This window comes from Pseudonocardia thermophila, assembly GCF_900142365.1.
Classification (GTDB): Bacteria; Actinomycetota; Actinomycetes; order Mycobacteriales; family Pseudonocardiaceae; genus Pseudonocardia; species Pseudonocardia thermophila.
Window position 1 is genome coordinate 102,557 of the sequence record NZ_FRAP01000006.1, and the last position, 14,597, is coordinate 117,153.

Annotated in this window: 13 protein-coding genes and 1 tRNA gene; 10 read left to right on the top strand and 4 right to left on the bottom strand. The window is 72.1% G+C overall.

Annotated elements, in window-relative coordinates; genetic code table 11:
- Positions 1 to 16 precede the first annotated feature (16 nt).
- Positions 17 to 487, bottom strand: a complete 471-nt coding sequence (locus BUE41_RS09730) for a GatB/YqeY domain-containing protein (protein WP_073456704.1) — start codon at positions 485 to 487, stop codon at positions 17 to 19.
- Between the two features lie 46 nt (positions 488 to 533).
- Between BUE41_RS09730 and BUE41_RS09735 the strand changes: the two genes are divergently transcribed.
- Together BUE41_RS09735 and BUE41_RS09740 are read left to right on the top strand one after the other, a co-directional pair.
- Complete coding sequence (locus tag BUE41_RS09735) at positions 534 to 1,469, top strand: metallophosphoesterase (RefSeq protein WP_073456705.1); 936 nt, start codon at positions 534 to 536, stop codon at positions 1,467 to 1,469.
- A gap of 34 nt (positions 1,470 to 1,503) precedes the next feature.
- A tRNA-Pro gene (locus tag BUE41_RS09740) sits at positions 1,504 to 1,580 on the top strand.
- A 75-nt stretch (positions 1,581 to 1,655) separates the two neighbouring features.
- On the opposite strand, the gene BUE41_RS30720 is transcribed toward BUE41_RS09740, so the two are convergent.
- Entirely contained in the window at positions 1,656 to 1,811 is a 156-nt protein-coding gene (locus BUE41_RS30720) for a hypothetical protein (protein ID WP_159444885.1), read from the bottom strand.
- Between the two features lie 450 nt (positions 1,812 to 2,261).
- On the opposite strand from BUE41_RS30720, the gene BUE41_RS09745 reads away from it, so the two are divergent.
- From BUE41_RS09745 to BUE41_RS09760, 4 genes are all read left to right on the top strand, one after another.
- Positions 2,262 to 3,407, top strand: coding sequence for a CaiB/BaiF CoA transferase family protein (locus BUE41_RS09745; protein WP_073456706.1), 1,146 nt, complete (start codon positions 2,262 to 2,264; stop codon positions 3,405 to 3,407).
- A 35-nt stretch (positions 3,408 to 3,442) separates the two neighbouring features.
- The gene (locus tag BUE41_RS09750) at positions 3,443 to 3,991 is read left to right on the top strand and encodes a hypothetical protein (protein ID WP_073456854.1); all 549 of its coding nucleotides are present in this window, start codon (positions 3,443 to 3,445) and stop codon (positions 3,989 to 3,991) included.
- A gap of 97 nt (positions 3,992 to 4,088) precedes the next feature.
- The gene (locus BUE41_RS09755) at positions 4,089 to 4,493 is read left to right on the top strand and encodes a hypothetical protein (RefSeq protein ID WP_073456707.1); all 405 of its coding nucleotides are present in this window, start codon (positions 4,089 to 4,091) and stop codon (positions 4,491 to 4,493) included.
- Complete coding sequence (locus BUE41_RS09760; protein ID WP_073456708.1) at positions 4,490 to 5,827, top strand: DJ-1/PfpI family protein; 1,338 nt, start codon at positions 4,490 to 4,492, stop codon at positions 5,825 to 5,827. The genes BUE41_RS09755 and BUE41_RS09760 overlap by 4 nt, the downstream gene beginning before the upstream one ends.
- Before the next feature lie 54 nt (positions 5,828 to 5,881).
- Here BUE41_RS09760 and BUE41_RS09765 read toward each other — a convergent pair whose 3' ends face one another.
- Complete coding sequence (locus tag BUE41_RS09765) at positions 5,882 to 6,820, bottom strand: NADP-dependent oxidoreductase (protein WP_073456709.1); 939 nt, start codon at positions 6,818 to 6,820, stop codon at positions 5,882 to 5,884.
- 49 nt (positions 6,821 to 6,869) lie between these two features.
- Here BUE41_RS09765 and BUE41_RS09770 point away from each other — a divergent pair, with 49 nt between their 5' ends.
- A complete protein-coding gene (locus tag BUE41_RS09770) occupies positions 6,870 to 7,451 on the top strand; it encodes a TetR/AcrR family transcriptional regulator (RefSeq protein ID WP_073456710.1) in 582 nt (193 codons plus the stop codon).
- A gap of 18 nt (positions 7,452 to 7,469) precedes the next feature.
- Here BUE41_RS09770 and BUE41_RS09775 read toward each other — a convergent pair whose 3' ends face one another.
- Positions 7,470 to 8,300, bottom strand: a complete 831-nt coding sequence (locus BUE41_RS09775; RefSeq protein ID WP_073456711.1) for an alpha/beta fold hydrolase — start codon at positions 8,298 to 8,300, stop codon at positions 7,470 to 7,472.
- 99 nt (positions 8,301 to 8,399) lie between these two features.
- Here BUE41_RS09775 and BUE41_RS09780 point away from each other — a divergent pair, with 99 nt between their 5' ends.
- The 3 genes from BUE41_RS09780 (at position 8,400) to BUE41_RS09790 (ending at position 14,555) form a co-directional block, all read left to right on the top strand.
- Positions 8,400 to 11,435 carry an AfsR/SARP family transcriptional regulator gene (locus BUE41_RS09780; RefSeq protein WP_159444886.1) on the top strand — a complete coding sequence of 1,012 codons (3,036 nt, stop codon included), beginning with the start codon at positions 8,400 to 8,402 and terminating at the stop codon, positions 11,433 to 11,435.
- A 191-nt stretch (positions 11,436 to 11,626) separates the two neighbouring features.
- Positions 11,627 to 13,066, top strand: a complete 1,440-nt coding sequence (locus BUE41_RS09785; protein WP_073456712.1) for an amidohydrolase family protein — start codon at positions 11,627 to 11,629, stop codon at positions 13,064 to 13,066.
- A 64-nt stretch (positions 13,067 to 13,130) separates the two neighbouring features.
- Complete coding sequence (locus tag BUE41_RS09790) at positions 13,131 to 14,555, top strand: APC family permease (protein ID WP_234997126.1); 1,425 nt, start codon at positions 13,131 to 13,133, stop codon at positions 14,553 to 14,555.
- Positions 14,556 to 14,597 lie beyond the last annotated feature (42 nt).

Consider the following 14,597-nt stretch of genomic DNA (forward strand, 5'->3'; position numbering starts at 1 on the left):
CCCGGCTACGGCGCGGTCAGCGCTGCAGCTGGGCCTTCACGGCCGCGGCGACACGGCCACCGTCCGCCCGCTTGCCGGCGGCCGCGGTGGCCTTCTTCATCACGTGCCCCATCTGCTTCATCGAGGGCTGCTCGCCCAGCTCGGCCGCGACCTCCTCGACGGCTTTGCGGGCGATCTCGGCCAGCTCCTCGTCGGTGAGGGGGGTCGGCAGGTAGCGGGCGAGGATCTCCCCCTCGGCGCGCTCCTTCTCCGCCAGCTCGGTGCGGCCGGCCCCGGCGAACGCCTCGGCGGCCTCGGCCCGCTTCTTGGCCTCCTTGGCGAGCACGGCGAGCACCTCGTCGTCGGTCAGCTCCCGCGCCTGCTCCCCGGCCACCTCGGCGTTGCCGACGGCCGTGAGCGCCATGCGGAGGGTGGCCTTCACCAGCTCGTCCCGCGACTTCATGGCCGCCGTGAGGTCGGCCCGCAGTCGCTCCTTCAACGTCGTCACGGGCGTCGACGGTAGTCCACCGCCACCGCGACGTAGGCTGGGTTTCATGAACGGCTGGGTGAAGACGGCCCTCGGCGCGGCCGTGGCGGGCGCCGCCACGCTGGCGTACTCGACGCTGGTGGAGCTGCGGCACTGGACGCTGCGCGAGGCCCGGTTGCCCGTGCTCGCGCCGGGCACCCGGTCGCTGCGGGTCCTGCACGTGTCAGACATGCACATGCTCCCCCGGCAGCACGGGAAGCAGCGCTGGGTGGCCGAGCTCGCCGAGCTGGAGCCCGATCTCGTGGTGAACACCGGCGACAACCTCGCTCACCCGCACGCCGTGCCGTCCGTCGTGCAGGCCCTGGACCCGCTGCTGAACCTGCCCGGGGTGTTCGTGTTCGGCAGCAACGACTACTACGCCCCGAAGCCGAAGAACCCGGCCCGCTACCTGGGCCGCAACGAGAAGCGGATCTACGGCGCCCCGCTGCCGTGGCAGGACCTGCGCGCCGCGTTCGTGGAGCGCGGCTGGCAGGACGCCACCCACGAGCGCCTCTCCCTGGACATCGACGGCGTCCGCGTCGCCGTCGCGGGCGTGGATGACCCGCACCTCGGTCGGGATCGATTCAGCAGGATCACCGGCCGGCCCATCGCCGACCTGAAGCTGGGCCTCACGCACTCGCCGGAGCCCCGGGTGCTCGACCGGTTCGCGGCCGACGGCTACGACCTCGTCATGGCGGGGCACACGCACGGCGGGCAGCTGCGCATCCCCGGCTTCGGTGCGCTGGTCACCAACTGCGGCCTGGACCGCTCCCGCGCTCGCGGCGCGTCCCGCTGGGGTGCGCACACCTGGCTGCACGTGTCCGCCGGTCTGGGCACCTCCCCGTACACCCCGGTGCGCTTCGCGTGCCCGCCGGAGGCCAGCCTGCTGACCCTCGTGCCCCGCCCGGTGGAGCCGGAACCCACGAAGGAGACCCCGACGCGAGCCGCTGCGGACGTCGGCTAGACTTCTCCTCGGCCCGCCGGGAAGAGGGGCCGCTCGGGGTGTGGCGCAGCTTGGTAGCGCGCTTCGTTCGGGACGAAGAGGCCGCAGGTTCAAATCCTGTCACCCCGACCAGAACGAAAGGCCCTGATCACAGCCTCCTGCGGGAGACCGGATCAGGGCCTTTCGCAGTCCTCGGGATGGCGTTGCTCACGCGCTGGACCAGCCGCCGTACGCGGTCACGATCGCGCCGTTCACGTGCACCCCTTCGGCGCACCCGAGCCACGAGACGACCGCCGCGATCTCATCGGGCCGAGCCTTCGGCCCCATGGTGGCCTCGGCCAGGACGGCCCGCTCGACGGCCATCCCTCGGCGCCGACGCGGCAGGTGCGGCGAGCACATCAACAACCGACGGTGGCGGTGGGCAATGACCCTCCGGACCTGCCCCTGCGTCGCGCATCCCGGTCTGCACGCGCCACCCCGGAGCACGGTGTTCGACCGGATCCTGCACATGGCCGTGTCGGTGAACGACATGGAGACGTCGCTGCACTTCCCCCGGACGTGCTGGGGCTGCGGGAATCCGACTGGATCGAACGACGTCGGTCTTCCTGCACGCCACCGAACCCTGCCACCATTCGCTGGTGTTCGTCGCGGCCCGGCCGCTGCGGGTGAACCGGACGACCTGGCGATCGAGTCCGCCACGGCCGGACCGTCGGCGCACCGGACCACAGGCCCGGTCGCTTCCCGCGGGTGCTGCACGCGAAGGATGTGCGGCAGCCCCGCTGGACCACTGATCGAGGAGCCGAACGCGCACCGATGACCCCGACCGGACCGTTGAGCGGACTGCGGGTGCTGGACCTGACCAGCACGATGTCCGGCCCCTACTGCACGCTCCTGCTGGCGCAGCTCGGCGCGTCGGTCGACAAGATCGAGCCGCCAGAAGGGGACATCACCCGCTCGCTGATGCGCGGCCGCAACCCCGGCATGACCCCGATCTTCCTGGGCCTGAACGCGGGCAAGCGCAGCGCCGTGCTGGACCTGCGGACCCCCGAGGGCCGAGAGCGGCTCGCCGCGCTGCTGCCGCGCTACGACGCCGTCGTGCACAACATGCGTCCCGCGGCGGCAGCCCGGATCGGGCTGACCGAGGAGGGACTGGCCGCGGCGGGATCGGCCGCGCTGCTGTGCGAGATCGTCGGGTACGGGCCGGGGCCGTACGAGGATCGGCCGGCCTACGACGACACGACCCAGGCGGTGTCCGGGATGGCTTGGGTGCAGGGCCGCGGCGAGACCCCGGAGTACGTGCGTTCGGCGATCGCCGACAAGACCGCCGGCCTGTACGCGGCACTGGCGATCTGCGCCGCGCTGCTGGGCCGCGAGAAGGGACGCCCGACTCGCACGGTGCGGATCCCGATGTTCGAGACGATGGCCGCGTTCACGCTGGTCGAGCAGCTGGGCGGGCTGACGTTCGACCCGCCGGAGGGTCCGCCCCTCTACCCGCGGACGATGTCGCCGTCGCGGCGGCCGTACCCGACCGCGGACGGCTACGTCGCCGTGATGCTCTACACCGACCGGCACTGGCGGACGTTCCTGGAGTGGCTCGGGCGCGCCGACCTGGCTGCCGACGAGCGCTTCACCACCGTGGCGGGCCGATCGCAGCACATCGACGAGGTCTACGCGTTCCTGGCCGGCGAGTTGACCGCGCGCACGACGGACGAGTGGCTCAAGGTCTTCGCCGAGCTCGACGTCCCGGCGAGTCGCGTGCACACGTTCGCGGACCTGCTCACCGATCCCCACCTGACCCAGGCGGGTCTCCTCGCCGTCGTCGACCACCCGACGGAGGGCCGGGTGCGGCAGGTGCGGGCACCGTTCCTGATCGACGGCGCCCCGCCCGCCGATCCGGCCCCGGCGCCGACCCTCGGCCAGCACACGGCCGAGGTGCTCGACGATCCCGGACGAGGGTGATCGGCCGGCCTCGCGTCGGACGCGACACTGCTGTGATGCGCATCGGCATCGCCCACCACCTCGGCTGGGCCGTCGCGGTGACGGCGGCGACCGATCACCGGGTCGTCGATCGCCGCCGGATCGAGCTCATCGAGCCCGGTCTGCCGGTGGCACCGGTGGAGCACGACGGGCAGCCGCTCGACGACGCCGGGTTGGCCCGGCTCGTCGCCACCGTCCGGGCATCGGCCGCGCGGGCCGCCGGAGCGGCGCTCGCCGAGATCGCCGCGGCGGTGCCCGCCCCGATCACCGGGATCTGCTTGCGCGCCTGGCCGCTGGACTTCCCCGAGGACGTCGCCGTCCTGCGCCGCCCGCCGTACAACGCCCGCGCCGACTCCGTCATGTACCTGCAGGTGCTCGACGACGCCGCGCGCGCCCGCGGCTGGACGGTGCACACCTACGACCCGAGGCAGGTCGAGCGGCAGGCCGCGGCGCTGCTCGGCGACCGGGCCGTCGAGGTGCTGCAGGGCCCGCGTGCGGCGTGGGGACCGCCGTGGACGAAGGACCACCGCACGGCACTCGCGGCGACCGTCGTCGCCTCGTCCTGAGCGGACGATCAGCCGCCGGGGTCACGGCCGGGTCATGACCTCGGCCATGACGTTCGGCACTCCAGGGCACAGCCGGTCATCCCCGACTCTCGACGCCATGACGACGACCGCTCCTTCCCCCGCCCGCACCCGCACGGCCCTCCGGTTCGCCCTGCACTACGGCGAGATGGCGATCGGCATGGCCCTCGGGATGGTGCTGCTGGGCCCGCTCTGGCGGCTGGTGTGGCCCGCCTCCGCCGAGGTGTTCGAGATCCACCTGGCCGTCATGGCCACGAACATGGTGATCGGGATGCTCGTCCCGATGCTGCTGCGCCGGCACTCGTGGCGCTCGATCGGCGAGATGTCCGCCGCGATGTACGCGGCCTTCCTCGTGGTCCTCGGACCCTACTGGCTCGGCCTGGCCGGCGCCGGCTTCGTCCTGGTGTGGGGCCACGTCCTGATGTTCGGCGCGATGTTCGTCCTGATGCTGGTGCGCCCCCACGACCACGGGAGCCGTCGATGAGCCGCGTCGCCGCCCGGGTCGGCCGGATCGTGCTCGTGCTCATCGCCGTGCTGGCCCTGCCGGCCGCCGTCGCCGGCCTCGACGTCCGCGCCGCGTTCGGCAGCTGGTACACCCCGGCCGGCCCGGCGCCCGCGCAGCTGCCCGCCCCGCCCGTGCACGACCCGGCCAAGCGCACCGCCGTGGTCCTCGCGAGCCTCGAGGGCACGACGGTCTCCGACGCGCTCGGCCCGTACGAGGCGCTCTCCGCCACCGGCGCGTTCAACGTCTACCTGGTCGCGCCGGAACGCCGGCCGGTGCCGCTGACCGGCGGCCTGGACGTCCTGCCCGACCTGGGCTTCGCCGAGCTGGACGAGCGCCTCGGCGGTGCCGCACCCGAGGTCGTCGTGGTGCCCGCCGTCACCGACGTGGGCCGGTCGTCATCCCGGCCGCTGGGGGAGTGGGCCACGAAGCAGATGGGTCGCACCCTGATGGTGAGCGTCTGCAACGGCTCCGGCGTGCTCGCCGCGGCCGGGCTGTTCGACGGCCGCAGCGCCACCGCGCACTGGACCCGAATCGGCTCCTACGAGAACACCTACCCGCAGGTGGACTGGCAGCTCGGCGTGCGCTGGACCGACGACGGCGACCTGATCAGCTCCGCCGGGATCCTCTCCGGCATCGACGCCACCCTGCACGTGATCGACCGCCTGCTCGGCCCGGCCGCAGCTGCGCAGGCCGCCGCCGAGCTGGACTGGGCACCGCGCCCGGTCGCCCAGGAGCAGCACACCTGGCAGCCCTCGGACGCGATCGTCGTGCTCAACGGCGGCTACCGCTGGGACCCGGCCCGCATCGGTGTCCTGCTGCAGGACGGCGTGGGCGAGACCGAGCTGGCGGCGGTGTTCGACACCTACGGCTCGTACGTGTTCGTCACCCGCACGATCGCGCTGGGCACGGAGCCCGGGCGGCTCGTCCGCTCTCGGCACGGCCTGGTCCTGCTGCCCCGCGCCACCGTGGGCGAGCACCCGGTCGACCGGCTGCTCGTGCCGCACGGCCCGCTCCCGGCCACCGACGGAGTCGCGCCCGAGCAGTTCCCGCCCGCCGGCGTCGACCCGTTCGACGCCGTCCTGCACGACATCGCCGCGACCGTCGACGTGCCCACCGCCCGCTGGGTGGCCCGCGCGCTGGAGTACCCCGGCGCCGGTCTCGAACTCACCGGCCCCGGCTGGCCCGCCGGGCTGATCCTGCGCCCGGTCCTGCTGGCGCTCGTCGGCGCAGCCGTGGTGGTGGTGGGGACGGTGGTGGTGGGGACGGTGCGCAGGCGCCGGCGGACAGCGGCCGAGCCGTCGCGGATCAGCTGACTGGGTGCTGGCGGCTCGGTGCTGGCGGCTCGGTGCTGGCGGCTCGGTGCTGGATCAGTGGAGCAGCACGATCCGGCCGGGGGCGTGGCGGGTCTCGCTCAGCGCGTGCGCGGCGGCAGCCTCGGTCAGCGGGAAGACCGCGGCGACCGGCACCCGCAGCCGCTGCTCGGCCGCGAGCGCGACCGCGTCGGCGAGGCCGTGGACGGCCAGTGGATCTGCCGCACCGATCCCTTCGCCCTCCGGGGCGCCGTGCGACATGTGCACCCCGTGGACAGCCGCCGCGGGATCGGCGATCGTCACGACGCGGGCCGGGCCCCCGGCGGCGGCGATCAGATCGGGCAGGGCACCGCCTGCGCAGTCGACCACCGCATCGATCCCGCCCGGGGCCAGTGCCCGGATCCGGTCGACCAGGCCGGGCCCGTAGGAAGTGGGCTCCGCGCCGAGGGTGCGGAGGAACTCGTGGTTGCCTTCGCTCGCCGTCCCGATCACGCGGGCGCCGCGCGCCTTCCCCAGCTGCACCACGACCGTTCCGACGCTCCCGGACGCGCCCTGCACCAGCAGGGTGTGCCCGGCCGCGACGGCGAGCCGGTCGAGCACCCGGGTGGCCGTCTCGACGGACCCGGCCGCCCCGCCGGCCTCGGCCCAGCTCCAGGAGCCCGGTTTGGGCGCCCACGCCATCAGGACCGCATGATCTGCGTTGGCGCCGCGCCGGGACGGCGCGACCATGCCGAACACCTCATCGCCGACGGCGACGCCCACGACCCCCTGCCCGACCTCGTCCACGACGCCGGCGGCGTCGAACCCCGTCCGGTACGGGAAGACGACGGGCACCACGTCGCGCATCCGTCCCGCGCGGATGCGGACTTCCCCCGTCGAGACGCCGGACGCCCGGACGGCGATCCGGATCTCGCCCGGCCCGGCGTGCGGCTCCTCGACCTCGGCGACGTGGACGACGTCGGGTCGCCCGTACTCGATGAACTGGACAGCTCTCACGTGATCGACGCTAGGTCCGCGGCGCCGCCGCAGGGTTAATGTGGGAGAAGTGGCCGTCGAAGTGGGAACGAGCCGGCGGTCGGACGCCCGCGAGAACCGCGCACGCATCCTCGCCGCCGCCCGACTGGCGGTCGCTGCGCGGGGTGCCGGCGTACCGATCCGGGAGATCGCCCGCACCGCGGGCGTCGGACTCGCGACGGTCTACCGGCACTTCCCGTCCAAGGAGGCGCTGCTCGCCGAAGCGTTCGCAGACCGGATGGCCGCCTGCTCGGAGATCGTCGCCGAGGGTCTGGCGGCGCCCGATCCGTGGCACGGTTTCCGCCGGACCGTCGAGCGACTGCTGGAGATGCACGCCCGCGACCGCGCCTTCCGCGCCTACGCGGCGCAGCTGCCCCGGACCGTCCGCAGCGCCGACCGCGACCGCGCGCTGCCGATGCTCGCCGAGCTGATCCGGCGAGCGAAGGACGCGGGCGCCCTGCGCCCCGACGTCGTCATCGACGACGTCGCCCTCGCGATCATGGCCGCCGACGGGATCCGCGCCGCGACGCCGGACGCGCGGGTGGCGGCGGCCCGCCGCCTGGCCGCGCTGATGTTCGAGTCCTTCCGCGCACCGGTCCCGGGCTCCCCGTAGGCCCGAGCATCCGCGGTGTCAGGCCGTCCGCTGCGGGTCGGGGGCCGTGTCAGCACCGATCTCGGCGAGGAACTCGTCGAGCAACCGGTTGAGCTCCGCGGGGCGCTCCAGCCAGACCAGGTGCCCGGCGTCGCGGACGGTCCGTAACCGGGCGTCCGGGATGGCCTCGGCGACCGCGCGGTTGTACCAGGGCAGGGTGATGAGGTCTTGGTCCCCGTGGACCACGATGGTGGGACAGGAGATCGACCCGAGGCGATCCCTGGTCTCGTGCGAGAGATCGGCCCGGAAGTGCGCCGCGGTTCCGGCGACGTTGCGGGACGTGTGCTCCGCCAGCAGGCCCTCCACCTCGCTCTGCAGATCCGGTTCGTGATCGACGACGGCAGGCGCCGACATCCAGAACGCGAACTTGGCGAACACATCGAGCGGCCCGTGCTCCAGCGCATAGAGCCGGGACTCGAAGTGCCGACGGATGTGGTGCTCGCGAGCGGTCGACGACCAGGTCGCCACGAGACCGAGCGCACGCACGAGGTCCGGACGGGCGAGCGCGAGCTCCTGCGCCACCGCGGACCCGAGCGACAGCCCGACGACGACCGCAGGCGCGACCCCGACAGCGTCCATCCACGCGGCCACGTCCCCGGCCAGTGCCGCGACGGTGAGCTTCTCGAGCGGCCCGTCGCTGCCGGCACCCCGCAGATCGACGCTCAGGCACCGATAACGACGACTGAAGTGGGTGGTTTGCGGCGACCAACTGCTGCCGTGCAGACCGGTTCCGGGAATCCACACGATCGCGGGGCCGCTCCCCGTCTCTTCGTGGTGGACACTGATCGAGCCGCAGACTGTGATGGGCAAGTCCCCTCCTCCGCTGGTCGGGGGACGGAGCGTAGCCACAACGTCGGGCGCCGGAGCCCGATTGCGTGAACCCGGCCGAAACCGCCCGGAGGTGAATTCGTGACGGGACGCCCGGACAACCCGAACTGGATCATCCGGCGCAAGATCACTCCCCCACCTCTCGGTCCGACGGTCGCCCGCCGTCCGCGGGTCGAGGAGCTGCTGACACGGCTGATCGAGCAGCATCGCCTAGTGGTCGTCTACGCCTCCGCGGGTGCCGGTAAGACCACGGCGGTCCGGCAGGCCGCCGAGCGCCTCGATCGCCCGTTGGCCTGGCTCGACCTGGACACCACCGACGTCGCCACCGGCCGGCTGCTGGTCTACCTCGAAGCGGCGCTGGCGCGCGTGATCCCGGGCATCCGCGGCGTCGCCGGCGAAGCACTCGCGGCGAACCTGGCGCACTCGGAGGTCGCTGGCCTGCTCGCCGAGGCGGTCGAGGACAGCGACCCCCTCATCGTGCTGGACGATGCTGAGCGACTGGCGGATTCCCCGGCCGCGCTCAACGTGATCTCCGCATTCGTCAACTACCTGCCGGCATCCGCCCGGATCGTGCTGCTGAGCCGGGTCGAGCTGGCCGTCACCACCACGTCGTGGGGACCGTGGGTGGCCGCGGTCGGCGAGGAGGACCTCGCGCTCACCGTCGAGGAAGCCGCGGAGGCGCTGAGGCTGTCCGGGCGCACGGACATCGATCCGGTGGAGGCCTTGATCGAGACCGGGGGCTGGTTGACCGGAGTGCTGTTCGAGGCGTGGCGCTCGACGGACCACGTCATCGGCCTGGGCGGCGAGGCCGATCCCCTGCACGGCTACCTGGCGACCCAGATCCTCGACCAGCTCTGCCCGGCCGACCAGGATTTCCTCATCACGACGGCGGTGCTCCAGGAAATCACACCCCGCGCGGCCGAGGCCCTCGGGTTGACCGGGGCGTCGGCACGACTGCACGCGCTGCGCGGCCGCCGGCTCCCCGTGAGCTGGGACGGCGATCGGATGCGCTGCCATCCCCGGTTCCGCGAGTTCCTCCTCCGCCGGCTCGAGCGGCGCGGCGCTGACGAGCAGCGCAGGCTGCGCCGGGCCTACGCGAAGTTGCTGCTCGAGTCGGGGCACGACGAGGAGGCGCTCGAGGAGCTCCTCACCGCAGGTGCGCTCGAGGACGCCCTGGCCATCGTGCAGCCGGTGCTGGAACGGGCCATCGAGCGAACCGACTTCGCGACGGCGGAGCGCTGGTTGGAACAACTGCAACCGGTCCGCCGCGACCACGACGTCGCGCTCGCCGGCGCTGAGCTAATGCTCGCCGTGGTCCGGGAGGACTTCGCCGCGGGCGTGCGGCTGGCCGACGAACTCGCCGCCGCAGGCCTGCGCACCGAGTTGGCCAGGACGTCGGGCCGGGCGGCTGGCCTGATGGCGTGGTGCTACCTGCACGCCGGCCGGCCCGACAGCATGCGGGAGGTCATCCAGGCGGGGGCGCCGGGCCCCGACATCGACGCCGCCCGGTACGCCATGCGGATGGTGGACGTCGAGGCCCCGCCCGGCGACTCGGCCCCCGGCCTCGGCGCCCTCAGCGGCGGCCCGCTGGACGCCCTGGTCATGCGGGCCCACTTCGATCTCGGACGACTGCGGGAGATGGACAAGCGTCCGGCGTCTCCGTGGGCACAGCGGGCGGCCGATTCGTGGATGGTGTCGGGCCTGCTGGCCACCGGCCGCACCGCCGAGGCGTTCGAGCTCTACCACCGCCTCGTCGACTCCGCGAGCGACCACAGTGTGTGGCTGCAGGCGCTGGTCGGGCCGCGGCTGATGGCGGAGATCGGCGAGGAGGAAGCGGCCTGGCGGCTCCTGCGCGAAGGCCGTGAGCGCATCGCCGGCACCGGGTCCGCGCTGTTCGACGCCTACAGCCGGTTGATCGAGGCGGAGCTCGCCCTGCGCCTCGACGACGATCCCGCCGCAGCGACCAGAGCCTTGCGCCCGCTCCTGTCTCACCCCATCGGGCGCTGCTACTCGCTCGTTTCCGAACACTTGGCCACCGTGCAGGGTCGCATCGCCCTCGCCCAGGACGACGTGGCCACCGCGGTCACCCACCTGCGGTCGGCCGTGTCGGGCATGCAGCGGGGCGGGCGACTCCTGCACCTGCCCGCCGCGGCCGTCTACCTCTCCGAGGCCGCCTGGCGGGCCGGCGATGAGGACACCGCGGACGCTGCAGCGGACGCCGCGCTGGAGGCGGCCAGGGGCCAGGGATCGCGGCACATCCTGCTCAACGCCCTCGCTGAGTTCCCGGACGTGCTCGCGCGGCGGCTCGACCTCGAGCTCACGGCCGATTCGGAGTGGCACGAGCTGGGCCGTGCCCTCACCGCGCGGGTCAGCGGCCTCCGGGAGGTCATCGGGGCCGCAGTGCACGTCGCGGAGTTCGGCCGCACCGCCGTCATCCTCAACGGTCAGGAGGTCAAACCACGGCTCGCCAAGAGCGTCGAGCTGCTCGCGTTCCTGGCCAACCGTGGTGAACGGGAACAGGTCACCCGCCCGCAGCTGCTCGACGCCCTGTTCGAGGGCAGGCGCGACGAGTCCACGTCGTCCTACCTCCGCCAGGCGATCCTGCACCTGCGCAAGGCCGTCCCGGATGTGCTGGAGACCGACGGCAGCCCCGGTGTCGTGCGGCTCGCATCCCGGGTACGCGTGACGACCGAGTCGAAACGGGTGGTCGCCCTCCTCGCACAAGCCCAGGTCCGCACCGGGGCCGAACGGCTCGACCTGCTGCTCGAGGCACTCGCGATCGCCGGGAGAGGCGAGTACCTGCCCGGCATCCGGTCACGGTGGGCGCTCGAGCGACGGGCTCAGCTAGCGGAGATCCTCAAGGACGTCCAGTTCCAAGCGGCCGAGGCCGCCTACGCGACTGGATCGTTCCAGAAGGCCGAGGAACTACTGGCCCCCGTTCTGCGGGCAGATCCCACACGGGAGGCGGCCTGGCGGTTGCAGATGCGGCTCGCGCACGCGGTGGGTGACTCCGACCGCGTCCTGTCCGCGTACCGATCGTGTGAAGGGGCGCTCCGCGAGCTGGGAACGACCCCGTCCGCGACCACGTGCGCCCTGGTGCGCGATCTCCGCCGCTGATCAAGGCCGTTCGCCGGGGTCACGGCCGGCGGGCAGGCGGTGCGCGGGTACTTCGGAACACCCGGGGGTCAAGTCGTTTCGCCCTTGTTCACGCCGCCACTTCCCCGTTCCTGGACCGGCGCGCCACGGTTCCGCAACACAACCGCGGCCGCTGATCGATCGGCCGCCCGGACGAACGAGGAGCACGGCGCATGGCGTCCACCTGGCTGCTGATCGCGCACGGCACCGTCGTCGACGGCGCCGGCAATCCGCCCGTCCCGAACGCGTCGGTGCTGGTCCACGACGGGATCATCCACGCGGTGGGGGCGGACGTGTCCCGCGATCAGGTCCCGCGTGGGGAGACCGTGCACGAGATCGACGCGACTGGCCGCACCGTCATGCCCGGCCTGATCGACGCACACTGCCACATGACCTACGGCGAATCGCGGTCCGAGGAGGAGATCGATCTCTACACCAGCGTCGAGACGCGCACCCTGAAGGCGGCGTTCCACGCCCAGAAGGTGCTGCGAGCCGGCGTCACCGGGATCTCGCAGCCGGGCGGCAGCTACTACATCGGCGTCGCGCTGCGCGACGCGATCCGCGACGGGATCGTGCAGGGCCCGCGCATGACGTCGGCAGGTCGCTACCTGTCCACCAGCAACTCGCTCACCGACTGGTACCCGGACTCCGTCGGGGTGCCGGAGGGCTCCATCGGAATCGTCCACAACAGGCTCGACGACATGATCGACGAGGTCCGCCACCAGGTGAAGAACGGCGTCGACCTGATCAAGCTCGCGGACAGCCCCTACGGCGACTACCAGGCGTTCACCACCGACGAGATGAGGGTGCTCGCCGACCTCACCCACCAGCTCGGCAAGAAGATCACGATCCACGCCCGCGGCTCCGCCGAGGTCGATGCCGCCGTCACCGCCGGCATGGACTGGATCATGCACGGCAACGTCATGAGCGACGAGACGATCGAGCACCTCGCCGGATCCGGGACGCCGCTCATCCCGACCCTTCTCCTGCTGGCCAACGCCGCGGACTGGGGACACCTCGTCGGCGCCCCCGTCGAGCTGCGCGACGGGATGAAGCGGATGCTCGACAAGACCGCCGACTCGCTGCACCGAGCGCACGCTGCGGGCGTCCGCATGGCCCTGGGCACCGACTCCGGCTTCTCCCTGACCCCCTACGGCGTCTGGCACGCCCGAGAACTCGAGCTCCTGATGCGCTACGCCGGGATGACGGCGCTCGAGGCCATCCAGGCCGGCACCAGCAACGGCGCGATGATGCTCGGTCTCGACGGGAAGATCGGGACGATCGCGCCCGGCATGATCGCCGACCTCATCGTCGTGAACGGCGACCCGATCGCCGACATCACCGTCCTGCAGCGCCGCGAGGCGATCGAGACCGTCGTGCAGGACGGCCGGGTCGTCGAGTTCGACGAGGAGGCTCTGTCCCGCAGCTGGCCGCATGAGCGCGGGATCGGCTACTCGGTCACCGATCTCACCTACGACGTCGTGCACGGACTGGGCAACGGGGCGGATCCCCGCGACCTCACCCCGCCCGAGGAGTTCCGGTTCGACGACGAACACGCCGCCGACCTGGTGTCGGACATGGCCCGCCGGGAGCGTGCAGCCGAGACCTCCTGACCGGCCGACGCTGCGGCCACCCCTCCACGCGAGATCCCCACCCCCACCCACCCACCAGAGAGGGATGCCCGTGTCCACGAGAGACGAACTGAGTGACGTCGGGTCGGACGCACTGTCCGAGGACGGTCTCGACGAGATCGAGCTCGTCGACGAGAAGCCCCTTTCCTGGTTCGACGTCTCCGCCATCGGCACCGGCGAGATGCTGTTCACCGCCGGATGGGCGTGGATCGTGTTCATCGCCTCGTCGTTCGGGATCTTCTGGTCGATCCTGGGATTCATCGGGGGCGTGATCGTCATCCACACAGCCTGGTGGCTGTACCGGGAGATGATCACCGCCGTCCCCGAGCCCGGCTCCCTGCAGTCCTACGCCAGGGAAGCCGGCGTGTTCCCGCTCGGCACCAGTTACTTCGTCCTGTACGCCCCGGTCTACGGAGCGTTCATGTGGCTGGAGCTGTTGATCGCCGAACAGCTCTTCGCGCTGCTCTTCCCGGACGTACCCGAGGCCGTCTGGCCGTACGTCGTGCTGGTCCCGGTCCTGGTGCTGAACCTGATGGGGCACCAGATCACCGGCAAGGTCCAGTCGGTGCTCGTGCTCATCACGCTCGTGGCCGACGTCGTGCTCGCGATCTGCGTGATCGCGCTGATCGCCAACGCTGATGCGTGGGCGCTGAACTGGCCGTCGCCGACCCCGATCACTTTCCTCGGCTTCTTCACGATCGTCGGGCTCTGGCTGGGGATCATGGCCGGGATCATGGAGGTCCAGCAGGTCCTCGTGGACGAGTGGAGGGACTTCCGCAAGTCGCGCGACATCGGGCTGCTGTCCGCAGCGTGGCAGCTCTGGATCCGCCAGATCCCGCTCGCGCTCGGTGTGCTGGGCAGCTTCCCCATCGCCACGCTGCTGGTCATGCCGGTCCCGACGATCGGCGTCGTCGAGGAGAAGTTCGGGCACAACCCGCTGTTCTTCCTCGCGCTGTTCGCGATGCTGATCGCGACCTACACGACCCTCTCCGTCTACTTCATGGGCATGGGCAAGATCCTCGCCCTGTACAGCCAGCAGGGCGCTCTGCCGCGGATCATCGGCCGCTACTCGCGCCGCTCGGTTCCCTGGGTCGCGATCCTGATCCTCGCCGTCTTCGCGCTGATCGGCGCCTACATCGGCGACTTCACCTTCGTGTCGCACGTGCTTTCGACGTGGTCGACCACGCTGTACTTCTTCGTCGCCCTGTTCTACCTGCTCATGAAGCGGCGCAAGGACCTCGACCGGCCGCTGGTCGCCAAGCTCGGCACCCCGCTCGCGGTGTTCCTGCTGGTGGTCACAGCCCTCATCGGTATCGCCATCGCGGCGGCCGACTGGTCCGCGGTCGCGACCTGGGCGGCGCTGGTGGTGGTCGTCGTCCTCTACGACATGTTCGTGGTTCCGCGCACCAAGCGCGGCGCCCTCTACCGTCAGCAGCTGCTGCGCCAGCGGACATCGGCCGCCCGGCTCTAGGCCCGGTGCGACCTCTCTCGACAATCCCGGTACCACGGAAGG